This window comes from Shinella sp. AETb1-6 (assembly GCF_009826875.1).
GTDB lineage: Bacteria > Pseudomonadota > Alphaproteobacteria > Rhizobiales > Rhizobiaceae > Shinella > Shinella sumterensis.
Map to the genome: position 1 here is coordinate 518,755 of NZ_WUMM01000001.1, position 15,467 is coordinate 534,221.

General features: G+C 66.8%; 15 protein-coding genes. 8 read left to right on the top strand and 7 right to left on the bottom strand.

The features are described 5' to 3' along the window. Both GR158_RS02445 and GR158_RS02450 read right to left on the bottom strand, forming a co-directional pair. Complete coding sequence (locus GR158_RS02445) at nucleotides 1–1,236, bottom strand: MFS transporter (protein WP_160869713.1); 1,236 nt, start codon at nucleotides 1,234–1,236, stop codon at nucleotides 1–3. Next, entirely contained in the window at nucleotides 1,233–1,805 is a 573-nt protein-coding gene (locus GR158_RS02450) for an NADPH-dependent FMN reductase (RefSeq protein ID WP_160869715.1), read from the bottom strand. The genes GR158_RS02445 and GR158_RS02450 overlap by 4 nt, the downstream gene beginning before the upstream one ends. A gap of 70 nt (nucleotides 1,806–1,875) precedes the next feature. On the opposite strand from GR158_RS02450, the gene soxR reads away from it, so the two are divergent. Next, nucleotides 1,876–2,346, top strand: a complete 471-nt coding sequence (gene soxR / locus GR158_RS02455) for a redox-sensitive transcriptional activator SoxR (RefSeq protein WP_134647017.1) — start codon at nucleotides 1,876–1,878, stop codon at nucleotides 2,344–2,346. Between the two features lie 6 nt (nucleotides 2,347–2,352). On the opposite strand, the gene GR158_RS02460 is transcribed toward soxR, so the two are convergent. Together GR158_RS02460 and GR158_RS02465 are read right to left on the bottom strand one after the other, a co-directional pair. After that, a complete protein-coding gene (locus GR158_RS02460; RefSeq protein ID WP_160869717.1) occupies nucleotides 2,353–3,633 on the bottom strand; it encodes a hemolysin family protein in 1,281 nt (426 codons plus the stop codon). 133 nt (nucleotides 3,634–3,766) lie between these two features. Beyond that, nucleotides 3,767–4,024, bottom strand: a complete 258-nt coding sequence (locus GR158_RS02465; protein WP_134647014.1) for a hypothetical protein — start codon at nucleotides 4,022–4,024, stop codon at nucleotides 3,767–3,769. A gap of 171 nt (nucleotides 4,025–4,195) precedes the next feature. On the opposite strand from GR158_RS02465, the gene hemF reads away from it, so the two are divergent. The 3 genes from hemF to GR158_RS02480 all read left to right on the top strand — a co-directional run bounded on the left by hemF (nucleotide 4,196) and on the right by GR158_RS02480 (nucleotide 5,760). Next, nucleotides 4,196–5,107: an oxygen-dependent coproporphyrinogen oxidase gene (gene hemF / locus GR158_RS02470; RefSeq protein ID WP_160869719.1), complete on the top strand. Its 912-nt coding sequence runs from the start codon at nucleotides 4,196–4,198 to the stop codon at nucleotides 5,105–5,107. 112 nt (nucleotides 5,108–5,219) lie between these two features. Then, nucleotides 5,220–5,471: a hypothetical protein gene (locus GR158_RS02475; RefSeq protein WP_134647010.1), complete on the top strand. Its 252-nt coding sequence runs from the start codon at nucleotides 5,220–5,222 to the stop codon at nucleotides 5,469–5,471. A gap of 97 nt (nucleotides 5,472–5,568) precedes the next feature. Continuing rightward, nucleotides 5,569–5,760: a DUF1059 domain-containing protein gene (locus GR158_RS02480; protein ID WP_134647008.1), complete on the top strand. Its 192-nt coding sequence runs from the start codon at nucleotides 5,569–5,571 to the stop codon at nucleotides 5,758–5,760. A 25-nt stretch (nucleotides 5,761–5,785) separates the two neighbouring features. Here the strand turns inward: GR158_RS02480 and GR158_RS02485 are convergent, their stop codons facing one another. Genes GR158_RS02485 through GR158_RS02495 form a run of 3 tightly spaced genes read right to left on the bottom strand, consistent with a single transcriptional unit; the run spans nucleotide 5,786 to nucleotide 8,288 of the window. Further along, nucleotides 5,786–7,045 carry a CCA tRNA nucleotidyltransferase gene (locus tag GR158_RS02485; protein WP_160869721.1) on the bottom strand — a complete coding sequence of 420 codons (1,260 nt, stop codon included), beginning with the start codon at nucleotides 7,043–7,045 and terminating at the stop codon, nucleotides 5,786–5,788. Next, nucleotides 7,042–7,674 carry a CoA pyrophosphatase gene (locus GR158_RS02490; RefSeq protein ID WP_134647004.1) on the bottom strand — a complete coding sequence of 211 codons (633 nt, stop codon included), beginning with the start codon at nucleotides 7,672–7,674 and terminating at the stop codon, nucleotides 7,042–7,044. Before GR158_RS02490 ends, GR158_RS02485 begins: the two co-directional genes overlap by 4 nt. Beyond that, a complete protein-coding gene (locus GR158_RS02495; RefSeq protein WP_160869723.1) occupies nucleotides 7,671–8,288 on the bottom strand; it encodes a DUF1285 domain-containing protein in 618 nt (205 codons plus the stop codon). Before GR158_RS02495 ends, GR158_RS02490 begins: the two co-directional genes overlap by 4 nt. Before the next feature lie 191 nt (nucleotides 8,289–8,479). Here GR158_RS02495 and GR158_RS02500 point away from each other — a divergent pair, with 191 nt between their 5' ends. The 4 genes from GR158_RS02500 to GR158_RS02515 are packed head-to-tail and all read left to right on the top strand — an operon-like array spanning nucleotide 8,480 to nucleotide 15,305. Next, on the top strand, nucleotides 8,480–9,493 hold the full coding sequence (locus GR158_RS02500) for a MoxR family ATPase (protein ID WP_134647000.1): 1,014 nt from the start codon (nucleotides 8,480–8,482) through the stop codon (nucleotides 9,491–9,493). Between the two features lie 13 nt (nucleotides 9,494–9,506). After that, nucleotides 9,507–10,424, top strand: coding sequence for a DUF58 domain-containing protein (locus GR158_RS02505; protein WP_160869725.1), 918 nt, complete (start codon nucleotides 9,507–9,509; stop codon nucleotides 10,422–10,424). Beyond that, nucleotides 10,421–13,231, top strand: coding sequence for a DUF4159 domain-containing protein (locus GR158_RS02510; protein ID WP_160869727.1), 2,811 nt, complete (start codon nucleotides 10,421–10,423; stop codon nucleotides 13,229–13,231). Before GR158_RS02505 ends, GR158_RS02510 begins: the two co-directional genes overlap by 4 nt. A 1-nt stretch (nucleotide 13,232) precedes the next feature. Continuing rightward, nucleotides 13,233–15,305, top strand: a complete 2,073-nt coding sequence (locus tag GR158_RS02515) for a hypothetical protein (RefSeq protein WP_160869729.1) — start codon at nucleotides 13,233–13,235, stop codon at nucleotides 15,303–15,305. Nucleotides 15,306–15,467 lie beyond the last annotated feature (162 nt).

The following is a 15,467-nucleotide window of genomic DNA, read 5'->3' on the forward strand; positions in this document are numbered from 1 at the left end:
CTAGGCATGCTCGCCGCGTGCCCGCGCACTCCTATCATCCTGTCTCCGAAGCAGAAGCCGGGCCGCGAAGGCCGCGATGCCGACGACCAAAACGATGGTTCCGACAACAGCATAGGCACCCTCGAAACCCGAGGCGGAAATGAGCGGTTGCGAAACCACAGGCGACAGGAACTGGCCCGCGAAGATGCTCGCGACCAGCAGGCCGGAGATGCGGCCGCGCAGTGCAGGCGGCGCCAGAACCATCGCGGCGGCCGCGAAATTCGGCATGATCGTGCCCATGCAAACGCCGGAGACGGCCATGGCGACCAGCACCCCGGCATAGCTTTCGGCATTCGACAGCAGAAGGAAGGCGAGCCCGGCCGAAACGAAGCCGAGGCCGAACACGCCCATGATGCCGAGCCCGCGCCGGACGGGCGCGAAGGCAAGCGCACAGACCACCCCGACAAGCTGGCCGGCGCCGATCGCCGTCCCTGCAAGGCTCGGCGCGGCAAAACCGAGATGCGCCAGATAGAACGGCAGCTGCGTCGGGATCATGTAGAACGCGATCATGTTGATGATCGCCGCTCCAAACAGCAGCGCGAGCAACGCCACCTCGCGCTCGCCAAGCCGCCCCGCGCCTTCGACCGGTCCCTTCGCCGGCGTGCGACGCGGCTCCGGCAGGAAGGCGACGGCCGCCGGCAAAAGCAGGATCGCCACCGTGTAGATGAGGAACGGCCCCCGCCAGTGAACCTCCGCCAGCAAGCCCCCGCCTGTCAGGAAGATCGTCCCGCCGATCCCCACGAAGGCCTGCTGCAAACCCATATAGCGATCGCGTGCGGCTCCCTGGAAGAAATCGCCGACAAGCGCCGTCATCACCGTCATGATGCCGCCGACCGCGATACCGAGCATGGCACGCCCCGCCAGCAGTCCCGGCAGGGTGTCGGCAAAGAGACCAGACGCCCCGGCCAGCGCGAAGAGGAGAAGCGAGGCGAGCAGGAGCGGCTTGCGGCCAAAACGATCGACCAGAAAACCGGCGGCTGGCGAAAAGAGCGCGATGAACGCCGCCGGCAGCGTCAGCACCAGCCGGCTGAGCAGCGCCACGTTATCGACATCGGCGAAACGCGCAGCGATGCCCGGCAAAGAGGCGGAAATCGTCGCGCCCGACATGATGGTGAGCGTGCTGACCAGGAGCATCGTCGTGTTGCGCCGATAGTCCTGCGGCGAATGCGCGATCTGCGCGGCTTTGGCCGGTCTCATGCCGCCACCTCGTCGTAGCGCGTTGCGATCCGCGCCGTCTTCAAGGCATGCGCCCACCAGGCAAGGCGTGACATCAGCATGGCGAGCTGGCCGTTCAATATGCCGGGGCGGAACGGATTGCCGGCGGGGTCGAACTGCGTCCATGCATGGGCGAGGCTGACCGTTTCGCGGATGGTCACCGCATGCAGTTCCGCAAAGACCAGCCGCAACTGCTCGACGGCACGCAGGCCGCCCGAGATGCCGCCATAGGATATGAAGGCGACAGGCTTGGCATGCCAGGGGCGGAAGCAGCTGTCGATGATCGCCTTCAGCGCCGCCGGATAGGCGTGGTTGTATTCGGGCGTGACGATGAGGAAGGCGTCCGCCTGCGAAATGCGGCTTTCCACCAGCGCCGCCGACGCCTCGTCAAGACCGCCGGGCGTGAAGGCCAGCTCGGCGGCGTCGATACGCACGATATCATAGTGCGAAAAGCCGGCGAGCTCCGGTTCCAGCCACCCCGCGACCGTATCGGCGAAACGCCCCTCGCGGCCGCTGCCATAGATGAGGGCGATGGTCAGTCGTGTCGTCATGTGTTTTGGGCTCCGTTTGAAAACTGGGAGCGCGTGGTATAAAACCTCAACCAAACTTGAGGTCAACACCATGACGGAAAAATGTCCCAACGGCGTGATGTCCCGGGAACTCAGCGTCGGCGAGGTCGCCGAACGCAGCGGGGTGGCGGTTTCCACCCTGCATTTCTATGAGGAGAAGGGGCTGATCCGCAGCGAGCGCAACCGCGGCAACCAACGGCGCTACCCACGCAGCATCCTGCGGCGCGTCGCGGTGATCAAGGTGGCGCAACGCACCGGCATACCGCTTGCCGAAATCGCTGAAGCGTTGGCCGTGCTGCCGCACGACCGGCCATTGACGGTGAAGGACTGGAGCGCGCTCTCCAGGACCTGGCGCCGCACGCTCGACGAGCGCATCGAGCGGCTGACGCGGCTGCGCGACCAGCTCGACGGCTGCATCGGCTGCGGATGTCTGTCCATGCAGGAATGCCCGCTGCGCAACCCGATGGATACGCTTGGCGCGGAAGGCCCGGGCCCGAGACTGCTCGAGCCCGATGCCGTCTAGCCGAGGTCAGTCCAGGCGGGTGACCAGCAGCTTGTCGACGCGGCGGCCGTCCATATCGACCACCTCGAAGCGCCAGCCTTGGGTTTCGGTGACCTCACCTGTCTTCGGCAGCTTCTGCAGCGATTCGATGACCAGGCCGGCGGCCGTCTGGTAACTGCGGCGAGCCGGAAGCGACAGGCCGAGCCGGTCGGCCATCTCGTCGATCGGCATGGCGCCGGAAATGAGCCACGAACCGTCGTCGCGCTGGACCGCGTACTCGTCGTCCCCCTCCTCGATATCGGAGCGGAACACGCCGGCGATCGCTTCCAGCACGTCGGCGGGCGTGATGACGCCCTCGAAGTGGCCGTACTCGTCGTGGATGAGCAGGATCGGCACTTCCGAATTGCGCAGCGTTTCCAGAACGCGCATCGCATCCATCGTATCCGGCACGATCGGCGCGGGGCGCACGAAGGAGCGGATGTCGAGGGGCTGGCCGCTCAGAAGGGCGGAAAGCAACTCGCGCTTCTGCACAACGCCCACGATGGTTTCCGGTCCGCCATCGGCGACCGGCAGGCGCGAATGCTGGCTTTCGACGAGCTGCTGGTGGATTTCCTCGATGGTGTCGCCGAGGTCGACCCAGTCGACATCGTTGCGCGGCGTCATGAGGCCACGCGCCTCGCGGTCCGAAAAGCGCATGACACCGGCGATCATCAGCTTCTCGCCGCCTTCGATGACGCCGGCGGCTTCCGCCTCGGCCACGATGGTCCTGATTTCCTCATCCGTCACGACCGTTTCCGACGCCGCGTGCTGCCCCATGAGGCGGAAGATCAGCCGTGTCGAGGCATCGAGCGCCCAGACGGCCGGCGCGCCGATCTTCGACAGAAGCGACATGGAGGGCGCCACCATCGAGGCGAAGCGCTCGGGATTGCGCAGCGCGATCTGCTTGGGCACCAGCTCGCCGACGACGACGGACAGATAGGTGATGATGAAGATGACGATACCGAAGCCGAGCGGGTCGGCCAGCCAGTCCGGCACGCCCTCGGCGGCGAGGATATCGCGCAGGCGGCCACCGAGCGCGGCACCCGAGAACGCACCGGCGAGAATGCCGATGAGCGTGATGCCGATCTGGACGGTGGAGAGGAACTTGCCGGGGTCTTCGGCCAGTCGCAGCGCTGTCGCCGCGCCGCGCACGCCCTGCGCCGCCATGGTTTTCAGGCGGGGCTTGCGGGCGGAAACGATGGAAAGTTCGGAAAGGGCAAAAACCCCGTTGAAGAGGATAAGGAAGACAGCAATCGCGAGTTCGAACAAGGACTATGAGCCGTGCTTGAGAACCGCAACGGCGCCTTTCTGTTGATGACGATAGCGGTAAAATAGGGGGGCCGCGGTCCGCCGTCAATCAAGCTTGCACGTACGGCGCTCCATCACGCCCTGCAGCAGCGCCTCAATCGGCGCTCGGCAGCCGGCGCATGGTGAACTCGATACGGTCGCCGTCCAGCGCCCGCCAGCTTTCCACCTCTGTCCAGTAGGCGGCCTTCGGCCATTGGTCGAACCACTCCCGGGCCTTTTCCCGGGCGTCCTGGCGCTCCATGCAGAAGGTCTCGCGCACGAAATGCCCTCCGCTCGCGCCTTTCGCGAGCCTGCTGCGCTCGATATGGCGGCGGAGCCCGTCGAGGGGCGGCGGTCCTGGAACACGCGCCATGCAGGTTTCCTCCTGGCAGCACATTCTATACGCTCAATATAGGCCGGCTGCGCCCGTTTTGCGAGTCCCGCCGTCCCCAGCGGAAATGCCCCGCTTTGTTGCCAAATGGTGCAAAGTTAAGGAGTGTGACCGAAATGCGATTCGGCGGCGCGGCCGTCAGCGGGAAACATCATGGAACGACCAGACCTGCCGAAAGGCCTGCCCGACGACATCGAGGACAAGAAGGCCGCTGCCCGTGCGTGGTTCGAGCATCTGCGCGACGCGATCTGCGCGAGCTTCGAAGCCATCGAGGACGACCTGGAAGGCCCCCTCTCCGACATGCAGCCCGGCCGTTTCGTCGGCAAGGACTGGCTTCGCGAGGGTGGCGAAGGCGGCGGCGGCCGCATGTCGATGATGGAAGGCCGCGTCTTCGAGAAGGTCGGCGTCCACACATCCACCGTCTACGGCGAATTCTCCCCCGAATTCCGCGAGCAGATTCCGGGCGCGGCCGAAGATCCACGCTTCTGGGCCTCGGGCATTTCGCTGATCGCCCATCCGGTCAACCCCAATGTCCCCGCCGTTCACATGAACACGCGCATGGTCGTCACCACCAGCCGCTGGTTCGGCGGCGGCGCGGACCTGACCCCGGTGCTCGACCGTCGCCGGGTGATGAGCGATCCTGATACCGCGCTGTTCCACAAGGCGATGGAGATCACCTGCAACCGCCATGCGGTCGCCGATCATGCGAAGTTCAAGGAATGGTGCGACGAATACTTCTTCCTGAAGCACCGCAACGAGCCGCGCGGCACCGGCGGCATTTTCTTTGACTGGCTGCATTCGCCGGAAGAGCTCGGCGGCTGGGACGCGGATTTCGCCTTCACGCAGGATGTCGGCCGCGCCTTTGCCATGGTCTATCCCCGTATCGTGCGCTCCAATTTCAACAAGGGCTGGACGGAAGAGGACCGCGACGAACAGCTCGTGCGCCGCGGCCGTTATGTCGAGTTCAACCTGCTCTATGACCGCGGCACGCTCTTCGGCCTGAAGACCGGTGGCAACGTGGATTCCATCCTGTCGTCGCTCCCGCCCGTGGTGCGCTGGCCCTGACGTTTCACCGTTTGCCTGTACACGATCTTCACCGCTAGCGGTGTTGTGATCGGCACTTGATCCTTTTGCATGGTACACTACCTCCATTGACGTACTCGTGGAGGAGACAGTCATGAGCAATGCCGCAAAGACCGGATTGCAGCCGGGCCACGGCCCGCAGTCCGTCGACTTTATCAATCAGTTCGCCGAAACCATGCGCGCCGAAAGCGGCGTGGATCTTCCGCACGACTATTTCGTCGCGGAAGCCCGGATGCGCCTTTCCGGTGGCGGCGTCCACCATCTGTCCGGCAAGGCCGCCAAACCGGCCAAGCCGGAGACCTCGGCCTGCTTCGACGCCTGGGCGAAGGCCGGCCACAACGGCTGATTTCGAAGCCTCGGGCGGAACCCTGCCCAGCTCTGCGGATTTGGTCCTCGGGGCCTTGTCTGCTAAACTGCCCCCGTTGAAACGACAGGAGATAGTCATGAGACTTTTTGAATGCGGTTCACTTGTCCCGGGATGCGAATGGCACACACGCGCCAGCGACGACGCCGAAGTCGTGCGCCGCGCCGTCGAGCACATGCGCACAGCCCATGGCGAAACCACGATCCGCGAAAACATGGTGGAAAACATCAAGCAGCGCATCGTGGACGAAAACACCGCCGACGCCGCCTGACGGCGGAAGCGGAATGACGGGAGGGTCAGCCCTCCCCGGCGAGCGCCTTCAGCCGGGCAAGAAGCCTTGCCCGGTCATCATGGAAATTCCCACCCACCCATTCATCTTCGATGCGCGCGAGCATCGTACCGACGTCCGGTCCGGCCGGCACACCGGTGGCAAGCACGTCCGCCCCCGTGAGTGGGAAAGCGGGCTTTTGCCATTTGTCAGCCCGCGCCAACAGCCGCTGGCAAAGTCCGGCGAAGGCAAGTGCATCCGCATCGCCAAGCCCGCGCGCGCGGGCCGAGGCAAGCGCAAGCCTCAACCGCATCGAAAGTCCCTTCGGGCCATTGCGGTAGAGCAGCCGGTCGAAGGCGGTTTCCGCCAATTTCGGCGCGATCTCTGGCGCGGCCGCCCAACCGTCGAGAACCGCGGCCTCCGCCTTGGAGAGACGCAGCCGCTCGGCAAGAGCCTTTAGCCGTTCGCGATCCGGCGGCACGATGGCCGCCAGCCTGAGCAGTGCATCCGGCTGCCAGCCGAACGCCTTTTCGGCCTCGATCAGCCCGGGGATGGCGTCGATGCCCCATTTCTCCGTCTCGGGCAGGATCTCGCTCAGCACGCCGGCCTGCCGCATCCACAGCAGCGCACGGCCCGGATCGGGCGCAGCTAGAAGTTTCTTCGTCTCGGACCAGACCCGCTCGGCCGACAGCCGCCCGAGCTTGTCCTTTGCCCGCGCGCAGGCCTTCAGCCCCTCGGCATCCGGCCGGCCGCTGCCGTAGAGCGCAAAGAAGCGGAAGAAGCGCAGGATGCGCAGGTGATCCTCGGCGATGCGCTTTGCCGCGTCGCCGATGAAGCGCACCGTGCGGCTTTCGATATCCGGCAGGCCGTTCACGAGGTCGATCACCGTGCCGTCCTGCGTCGCGTAAAGCGCGTTGATGGTCAGGTCGCGCCGCTCGGCATCGGTCTGCCAGTCGGTGCCGAACATGACTTCGGCATGGCGTCCGTCTGTCGCCACGTCACGGCGCAGGGTCGTCACCTCGAAGGGCTTGCCGCCGATGACGAGCGTAACCGTGCCGTGCTCGATGCCGGTCGGCACCGCCTTGATATCCGCTGCCTTCGCCCGCTCCACGACATCCTGCGGCGGCAGAGTGGTGGCGATGTCGATATCGGCGACCGGCAGGCCCATCAGGCTGTTGCGCACCGCGCCGCCCGCCACGCGCGCCTCGCCTCCGTCGCTGTTCAGCAGCGACAGCACCCGCACGAGCGCCGGATCGGAAAACCACGCCTCGCCCGCAACCGAACTCATGCATAAAGCCTTTCATAGATCACCCGCACGATGCCGGCGGTGATGCCCCAGATGTTATGCCCCTCATAGGGCATGCGATAATAATGGCGCTCGCTGCCGAGCCAGACGCCGCTGCCCCGCTCGTGATTGCGCGGATCCATCAGGAAGGACAGCGGCACATCGAAGACCTTGTCGACTTCCGACGGGTTGGGAACGAGCTCGAAACCCGGCTGCACCACCGCCAGCACCGGCGTGATGGAAAAGCCCGACAGCGCCTTGTATTGCGGCAGGCGGCCGACCGGCTCCACGAAACGGCGGTCGAGGCTGATTTCCTCCTCCGCCTCGCGCAGGGCGGCCGCTTCCACATCCGCGTCCTCGTCATCCACGGCCCCGCCCGGAAAGGCGATCTGGCCGGAATGCTTGCGTAGGGTCGCCGTGCGCTGGGTGAAGATCACCCGCGCCTCCTCGCCGTCGTCGACGACGGGAATCAGCACCGCCGCATCACGCAGCTTCATGCCTTCCAGATGGGGAATGACGGCGGGATTGAGCAGGCTGTCGCCATGCTCGCGCCAGGTCTCGTCGCCGATGGTGAGCATCTGCTCGCCCGCGCGGCGGCGGAACTCCGCGGCACTGTACGGCGCAGAACTCATCGTGAAAGCGCATCCAGCTCGGCGGCCGGCATGACGGGAAAGACCCTGCCGCCCGAGCGCACGGCAAACATGTCGACACCGTCGATGGCGATGGTTTCGCCAAGCGCCATCAGATCGTACATCACGGCGCGCGAGACGAGCGCCTCCAGCCGGCCACGCACGAGCAGATAGGGCTTCAATTCGCTGTTTTCGCCCGCGATCACGAAACGCAGCGGATGCTCCGGCCCGGCCTCGACCACGTCGCCGACATTGGTGCGGAAGGTGAGCGTTTGCGCATCGCCCTTCCCGCTCGCATTCATCTCCACCGCCAGGAACGGCGCATCGACAACGCGGATGCCCACCTTCTCGACCGGTGTCACCAGATAGGTCCGGCCGTCCTCGTCCTTGCGCAGGACGGTGGAAAAGAGGCGCACCAGCGGCGCGCGGCCGATGGGCGTGCCCAGATAGAACCACGTGCCGTCGGCGCGGATTTCCATGTCGATATCGCCGCAGAACGGCGGATTCCAGCGTTCGACCGGCGGCAGGCCGCGTCCGCCCGTCTCCGCGCCGGCGCGCGCGATCAGGGCGGCCAGTCCCGCCGCATCCGTGCTTTCGCGAATTTCACCCGTTGCCATTGTTCCGTCCCGGTTCACCCCTATCTCGACAAGAGACCGTTCTTCCCGCGAGGAAAGGGTGGATACACTCACGAGATAGTCATTTCGTGGCCGCTTGTCAGCCACGGCTACGCTAATAAGGTCTTTATGTAGGACGCGGACGCGGCAGGACCACGATTCGCGGATATCCTTTACCGGCACTGGAGATGAGCATGGGCGTTCAGAATTCCCACGAGGCAGGCCTGGACGAAAAGGCGGTGATCGCGGCGGCGGAACGGGCGCTTTCGGATATCGCCGTCATTCGCAAGGAAGTCTCCAAGGTCATCTTCGGCCAGGAAAGCGTGGTCGAGCAGACCATGCTCGCCGTGCTCTCCGGCGGCCACGCGCTGCTCGTCGGCGTGCCGGGCCTCGCCAAGACGAAGCTGGTGGTCACGCTCGGCACCGTGCTCGGGTTGGCTTCCAGCCGCATCCAGTTCACGCCCGACCTCATGCCGTCGGATATCCTCGGCTCGGAAGTGATGGACCAGGACGAGAACGGCAAGCGCTCCTTCCGCTTCGTCCCCGGTCCGATCTTCACCCAGCTCCTGATGGCCGACGAGATCAACCGCGCCTCGCCGCGCACCCAGTCCGCCCTGCTCCAGGCCATGCAGGAATACCATGTGACCGTGGCCGGCGCCCGCAACGACCTTCCAAAGCCCTTCCACGTTCTGGCGACCCAGAACCCGCTGGAGCAGGAAGGCACCTACCCCCTGCCCGAGGCGCAGCTGGACCGCTTCCTGCTGCAGGTCGATGTCGACTATCCCGAGCTTGCCGCCGAACGGCAGATCCTGCTGGAAACGACCGGCGTCAGCGAGACGCGGGCCGAGGCCGCCATCTCGGCCGAGCGGCTGGTGGAAATCCAGACCCTCATCCGCCAGATGCCGGTCAGCGAAAAGGTGCTCGATGCGATCCTCTCGCTCGTGCGTTCCGCCCGCCCCGGCAACGGCATCGCCTCGACGGACAAGCATGTCGCCTGGGGCCCCGGCCCGCGCGCCGGCCAGGCGATGATGCTGTGCGCCCGCGCCCGCGCGCTCTATGAAGGCCGCCTTGCACCCTCGGTCGACGACGTGCTGGCGCTTGCCGAACCCGTGCTCCAGCACCGCATGGCGCTGACCTTCGCCGCCCGCGCCGAAGGCATGTCGGTTCGGGATGTGATTGCCGATCTCGTCCGGCAGGCGGGCGGCTGAGCGGAGAAAGCGCATGGCCTCCGTCGGGCAGATCGTCGAGCCAACACCGACCCGCGATGTGCTTTCGCGCGCACAGGCGCGCGCCGCCCTCATTCCCGATTGCATGGTGGAAGCCCAGCGACTCGCCAACACGGTGATCGCCGGCTGGCACGGCCGCCGCAAGCGCGGCATCGGCGAGAATTTCTGGCAGTTCCGCCCCTATGTCGACGGCGAAAGCCTGTCGCGCATCGACTGGCGGCGCTCGGCCCGCGACGACCATACCTATGTGCGCGACCGTGAATGGGAGGCCGCTCACACCGTCTGGGTCTGGGCCGATCTTTCCCCCTCGATGATGTACAAGTCGACCTTCGGCACCGTCTCGAAGGAGAGCCGCGCGCTCGTCATCATGCTGGCGCTGGCCGAAATTCTCGCGCGCTCGGGCGAACGCATCGGCTGCCCTGGAATCATGGAGCCGATCGCCGCGCGCAACGCCGCCGAGCGCCTTGCCACCGCGCTCATGCACAATCCCGCCACCGGCGGCCTGCCGGACACCGGCATGATCCGCGGCAACAGCGATGTGGTGCTGATCGGCGATTTCCTCGATCCGGTCGAAAACGTCATGGCGCGTCTCGGCCCGCTTGCCCGCCGCGGCCTCAAGGGCCACGTCATCGAGGTCGCGGACCCGGCGGAAGAGACCTTTCCCTATACGGGCCGCACCGAATTCACCGATCCCGAAAGCGGCCAGAAGATCACCGCCGGCCGTGCCGAGACGCTGAAGGACGACTACGCCCGCGCCTATGTCGCGCGCCGTCAGACGCTGGCCGAAAGCCTGCGCCATCTCGGCTGGAGCTTCGTGCCGCACCGGACCGATCGTCTCGCCTCCGAAGCGCTGGTCGCCGTTCACATGTATCTCTCCGGCATGCCGGCGATGCGGGCGGAGGGCGGCCGATGAGCGCCTTCGCGTTCGCCTTTCCCGCCGTGCTGACCACGCTCGTACTGCTGCCCGTCATCTGGTGGCTGCTGCGCCTCACGCCGCCCAAGCCGCAGGCCGAGGTCTTCCCGCCCTTCGCCATTCTCGCCTCGATCCTGAAGCGCGAGGAGACGCCGGCGCAGAGCCCCTGGTGGCTCACGCTGCTGCGCATGCTGATGGCGGCCGCGGTCATATTCGCCATCGCCGACCCCGTCTTCAACCCGCGCACCAACACGCTCGCATCGAGCGGCCCGCTCGCGCTCGTCGTCGACAACACCTGGGCCTCGGCCACCGACTGGCAAAACCGTGTGGACACCGCCGCCACGCTGATCGACGACGCCGAAAGCCGCAACGTGCCCATCGCGCTGGTGCTGACCGCCGACCGTCAGCATGATGCGGTGCCGGTCGATGCCGCGACCGCGCGCACCCGCCTTGCCGCCGCCGAACCGCGCCCGTTGCCCGCCGACCGCACCGCCGCCATCGCCTCGCTGCGCACCGCGCTCGACGGCGCGGCACCCGGCACGCTCGCCTTCATCAGCGACGGCATGGCCGGCAGCGAAACGGACGAAACCGTTGCCGCCCTGCAAGGGCTCTCGCCTGCCGATTTCCGCCTGATCGAGGGCGACGGTGCGGCCGCCGTCGCCATCACGTCGGCGGTGAACGGCGCGGATGCGCTGACCGTCACCCTGACCCGCCTCGATGGCGGCCCGGCGCGCAGCCTGCCGCTGACGGCATTCGATTCGCGCAGCCGCCCCATCGCCACCGGCACCGCGAGCTTCGCGGCGGGCGCGACGACGACGACCGGGACCATCACGGCCCCCTTCGAGCTGCGCAACGACTTTGCCCGCATCAGCATCGACGGCCTCGCCAATGCCGGCGGTGCCTACCTGCTCGATGACGGCTTCCGCCGTCGGCGCGTCGCCTTCCTGTCCGGCGAGGTGGTGGATGCGAGCCAGCCGCTGCTGTCGCCGCTGCACTACATCAACCGGGCGCTTGCGCCCTATGCCGATCTCATCGAACCGAGTGTGGCAGACCTTTCCGTCGCCATTCCCCAGATTCTCGAGCAGAACCCGTCCGTCCTGATCATGGCCGATATCGGCCGCCTTCCCGAAGACGTGCAAGGCGAGGTCCAGCGCTGGATCGAGGCCGGCGGCATGCTCATCCGCTTCGCAGGCCCGCGCCTTGCAGCCGCTCCGGGCGACGATCCGCTCGTGCCTGTCGTGCTGCGCAAGGGCGAACGCGCGCTCGGCGGCGCGCTGTCCTGGTCCGAGCCGCAGCCGCTGTCGGCCTATCCGGCAAACAGCCCGTTCTTCGGCATGCGCGCGCCGCAGGACATCCTGATCAAGCGGCAGGTGCTTGCCGAGCCGACGCCCGACCTCGCCGAACGCACCTGGGCAAGCCTTGCCGACGGCACGCCGCTGGTCACGACGGGCCCACTGGGCTCCGGCCGCATCGTGCTTTTCCATATCAGTGCGGAAACCGGCTGGTCGAACCTGCCGCTGTCGGGCGATTTCGTGGAAATGCTCCGCCGCACCGTGCAGCTGTCGCGCGGCGGCGGCGTCTCGACCGAAGGCGGCCAGGCGGCGGCGGGCCTTCCCCCCTACCGACTGATGACGGCGAGCGGTACGCTTGCCGCCGCAACCGGCGAGGCCAAGCCGCTCGCGGCCGGTGATGGATCGAAGGTCGTCGCGAGCTTCGACAATCCCCCCGGCCTCTACGGCTCGGAGGATGGCTATGTCGCGCGCAACCTCTTCCCGCCGGAATACGCCATCCGCCCGCTTGTCCTGCCCGAAGGCGCAAGTATCCTGCGCGAGCCGCTTGCCGGCAAGGAGACCTGGTCGCTGAAACCCTATCTCTTCACGCTCGCGGCCCTGCTGCTGATCCTCGATTGCGCCATCGTGCTCCTGATGGGCGGCGCCTTTGCCGCTGCCGCCCGCCACGTGCCGCGCCGCGGTGCGACGGCCGCCGTGCTGCTCGCCCTCTGCGCGGGCGCGCTGATGGCGGTGCCGCAGCAAGGTCATGCGGCCGATAGCAAACCCGGCGACGAGACCATCCTGTCACGGCTCGACACCACGCATCTCGCCTATGTCGTGACCGGCGAAAGCGAGGTGGACCGCATCTCCGAACGCGGGCTTGCCGGCCTCACGGAGTTCCTGACCTACCGCACGACGCTGGAGCCCGGCGAGCCTGTCGGCATCGACATCGAGAAGGACGAACTGGCGCTCTACCCGATCATCTACTGGCCGGTCAGCGCCACCGCGCCCATGCCGTCCAACGCCGCGATCAGCCGCATCGACGCCTATATGCGCAACGGCGGCACGGTGCTGTTCGACACGCGCGACCAGTTCGTGACGCTCGACGGCAATGCGACGAGCCCCAATACAGAGCGCCTGCAGGCGATCCTCGCCAATCTCGACATTCCGCCGCTGGAACCCGTGCCTGCGGACCATGTGCTCACCAAATCCTTCTATCTGCTGGCGAATTTTCCAGGCCGCTATGCCGGAAGCCCGCTGTGGATCGAAGCGGAGCTCGACCGCGCGGAAGACCCTGCGCGGCCGGCGCGCGCGGGCGACGGCGTTTCGCCGATCATGATCACCGGCAACGATTTCGCCGGCGCCTGGGCCATCGACACCAACGGCATGGCGCTGCTGCCGACGGTGCCGCCGGATGAGATGCAGCGCGAACACGCCTTCCGCTCCGGCGTCAACATCATGATGTATATGCTGACCGGCAACTACAAGGCGGACCAGGTGCATGTGCCCGCCCTCCTCGAACGGCTGGGGCAGTGACATGACGCTTCAGTTCTCCCCCTTCCTGCCCTGGATCGCGATCGCTGCCATCGGCCTCGTCGGCCTTGCGCTTGCCGCCCTCGGTTTCTGGCGCGGCCTGCGCGGCTCCGTCATCCGGGCGCTGGCGCTCGCGCTTCTGGTCCTGGCGCTCGCCAATCCGGTCTTCCTTCAGGAGGACCGCGAGGCACTGTCCACCATCGTCCCTGTCATCGTCGACCGCAGCCAGAGCCAGGACAACGAGACCCGCACCGCCCAGACCGATGCCGCGCTGGAGGGCTTGAAGGAGCGCTTCGCCCGCTATCCGCGCATCGAGCCGCGCATCGTCGAAGCCCGCGACGACGGCACCTCGGACACGCCCTCGACGCGCCTGTTCGATGCGCTCAATGCCGCCATTGCCGATGTGCCGCGTTCGCGGGTGGGCGGCGCGATCATGATCACCGACGGGCAGGTGCACGACATTCCCGACGCCGCCGCCTTCACCGGCTTCGACGCGCCGCTGCACGCGCTCGTGACGGGGCGTCCCGACGAATTCGACCGCCGGATCGAGGTGGTCAGCGCCCCACGATTCGGCATTGTCGGCGAAAAGCAGGCACTGAAGTTCCGTGTGGTGGATGATGGTGCCGGCCCCGGCGGCACGGCGCGTGTCACCGTGCGCCTCAACGGCAACGAGATCGCGGCCGAAAATGCCACGCCCGGCACCGAACAGCCGCTCGAATTCACCGTGCCGCGCGGCGGCAACAACATCCTCGAATTCGAGGTGGCGCCGGTCGAAGGCGAGATCACGACGGCCAACAACCGCGCCGTCCACGTCATCGAGGGCATTCGCGAGAACCTGCGCGTGCTCCTGGTGTCAGGCGAGCCGCATGCCGGCGAACGCGCCTGGCGCAACCTCTTGAAGTCGGACACCGCCATCGACCTCGTGCACTTCACCATCCTGCGCCCGCCGGAAAAGCAGGACGGCACGCCCATAAACGAACTCTCGCTCATCGCCTTCCCGACGCGCGAACTGTTCGTGGACAAGATCAACGAGTTCGACCTCATCATCTTCGACCGCTACCAGCACCGCGGCGTGCTGCCGATCCTCTACTATGACAACATCGCGCAATATGTGGAAAACGGCGGGGCCCTGCTGATTGCCGCCGGTCCCGAACATGCCGGCAGCGATTCCATCGCCTTGACGCCGCTCTCGGTCGTGCTGCCCGCCGCCCCGACCGGCGCGATGAACGATACGCCGTTCTATCCGCGGCTGTCCGACCAGGGCAGGAAACATCCCGTGACGCGCGGCCTGGAAGGCGCCAACGACGAGCCGCCGCACTGGGGCCGCTGGTTCCGCACCGTGGACGTGCAGCGCCCCGAGGGCAACGTCGTGATGGAAGCCAATGACGGCAAGCCGCTGCTCGTGCTCAACCGCGCCGGCAAGGGCCGCGTCGCCATGCTGCTCTCCGACCAGGGCTGGCTGTGGGCACGCGGCTTCGAAGGCGGCGGCCCGCATGTCTCGCTCTACCGGCGCACCGCGCACTGGCTGATGCAGGAGCCGGCGCTGGAGGAGGAGGCGCTGACGGCGCGAACCTTCGGCCGCACCTTGCAGATCAACCGACAGACCATCGGCGATGCGCCCGGCGAGGCGACGCTCAAGCTGCCATCCGGCGCAACGCAGCAGGTCGCGCTCACAGAGGCCGAACCCGGCCTCTACCGCGCCGAGGTCCAGACCACGGAAACCGGCCTCTACGAGATCACCAACGGCGATCTCAACGCCCTCGTCCATGTCGGCGCGGTCGATGCGCCCGAGTTCAAGGCGACGATCTCCACCACGCAGACGCTGAAGCCGCTTGCCGATGCCACCAAGGGCACCGTGCGCCGGCTGGTGGACGCCGAGGGCGACGCGGTTTCGCTGCCGCCCCTGCTGCCGGTCTCCGGGCAGGTCCGCACCGTCGATGAAGGCCGCCTGTCGTTGCGCATGACGGACGAGACCGTTCTGAAGGGCATCAATTCCCTGCCGCTGTTCGCCGGCTTTGCCGGTGCCGGGCTATTGCTGCTCGCCTTCTCGGCCATGTGGTATCGCGAAGGCCGCTAGCGCGAATAGCGCTGGCGGGCCACGCCGGCCTGGGCTAGACTTGCCGCACGGCCGGAGGCGGCCGGCAGACCCGCGCCTTTCCCCAAGGTATGGCGAACGCCTCCACCAGAACCTTTCTCCACCGTTCATCGTTGGGCGAAGGCGTCGGCAATGCGGGCACTG

What these genes read in the sequence shown, in the direction of transcription:
- GR158_RS02445 (WP_160869713.1), bottom strand. Translation starts at nt 1,236, where the DNA reads ATGAGACCGGCCAAAGCCGCGCAGATCGCGCATTCGCCGCAGGACTAT.
- GR158_RS02450 (WP_160869715.1), bottom strand. Translation starts at nt 1,805, where the DNA reads ATGACGACACGACTGACCATCGCCCTCATCTATGGCAGCGGCCGCGAG.
- soxR (WP_134647017.1), top strand. Translation starts at nt 1,876, where the DNA reads ATGACGGAAAAATGTCCCAACGGCGTGATGTCCCGGGAACTCAGCGTC.
- GR158_RS02465 (WP_134647014.1), bottom strand. Translation starts at nt 4,024, where the DNA reads ATGGCGCGTGTTCCAGGACCGCCGCCCCTCGACGGGCTCCGCCGCCAT.
- hemF (WP_160869719.1), top strand. Translation starts at nt 4,196, where the DNA reads ATGGAACGACCAGACCTGCCGAAAGGCCTGCCCGACGACATCGAGGAC.
- GR158_RS02475 (WP_134647010.1), top strand. Translation starts at nt 5,220, where the DNA reads ATGAGCAATGCCGCAAAGACCGGATTGCAGCCGGGCCACGGCCCGCAG.
- GR158_RS02480 (WP_134647008.1), top strand. Translation starts at nt 5,569, where the DNA reads ATGAGACTTTTTGAATGCGGTTCACTTGTCCCGGGATGCGAATGGCAC.
- GR158_RS02485 (WP_160869721.1), bottom strand. Translation starts at nt 7,045, where the DNA reads ATGAGTTCGGTTGCGGGCGAGGCGTGGTTTTCCGATCCGGCGCTCGTG.
- GR158_RS02490 (WP_134647004.1), bottom strand. Translation starts at nt 7,674, where the DNA reads ATGAGTTCTGCGCCGTACAGTGCCGCGGAGTTCCGCCGCCGCGCGGGC.
- GR158_RS02495 (WP_160869723.1), bottom strand. Translation starts at nt 8,288, where the DNA reads ATGGCAACGGGTGAAATTCGCGAAAGCACGGATGCGGCGGGACTGGCC.
- GR158_RS02500 (WP_134647000.1), top strand. Translation starts at nt 8,480, where the DNA reads ATGGGCGTTCAGAATTCCCACGAGGCAGGCCTGGACGAAAAGGCGGTG.
- GR158_RS02505 (WP_160869725.1), top strand. Translation starts at nt 9,507, where the DNA reads ATGGCCTCCGTCGGGCAGATCGTCGAGCCAACACCGACCCGCGATGTG.
- GR158_RS02510 (WP_160869727.1), top strand. Translation starts at nt 10,421, where the DNA reads ATGAGCGCCTTCGCGTTCGCCTTTCCCGCCGTGCTGACCACGCTCGTA.
- GR158_RS02515 (WP_160869729.1), top strand. Translation starts at nt 13,233, where the DNA reads ATGACGCTTCAGTTCTCCCCCTTCCTGCCCTGGATCGCGATCGCTGCC.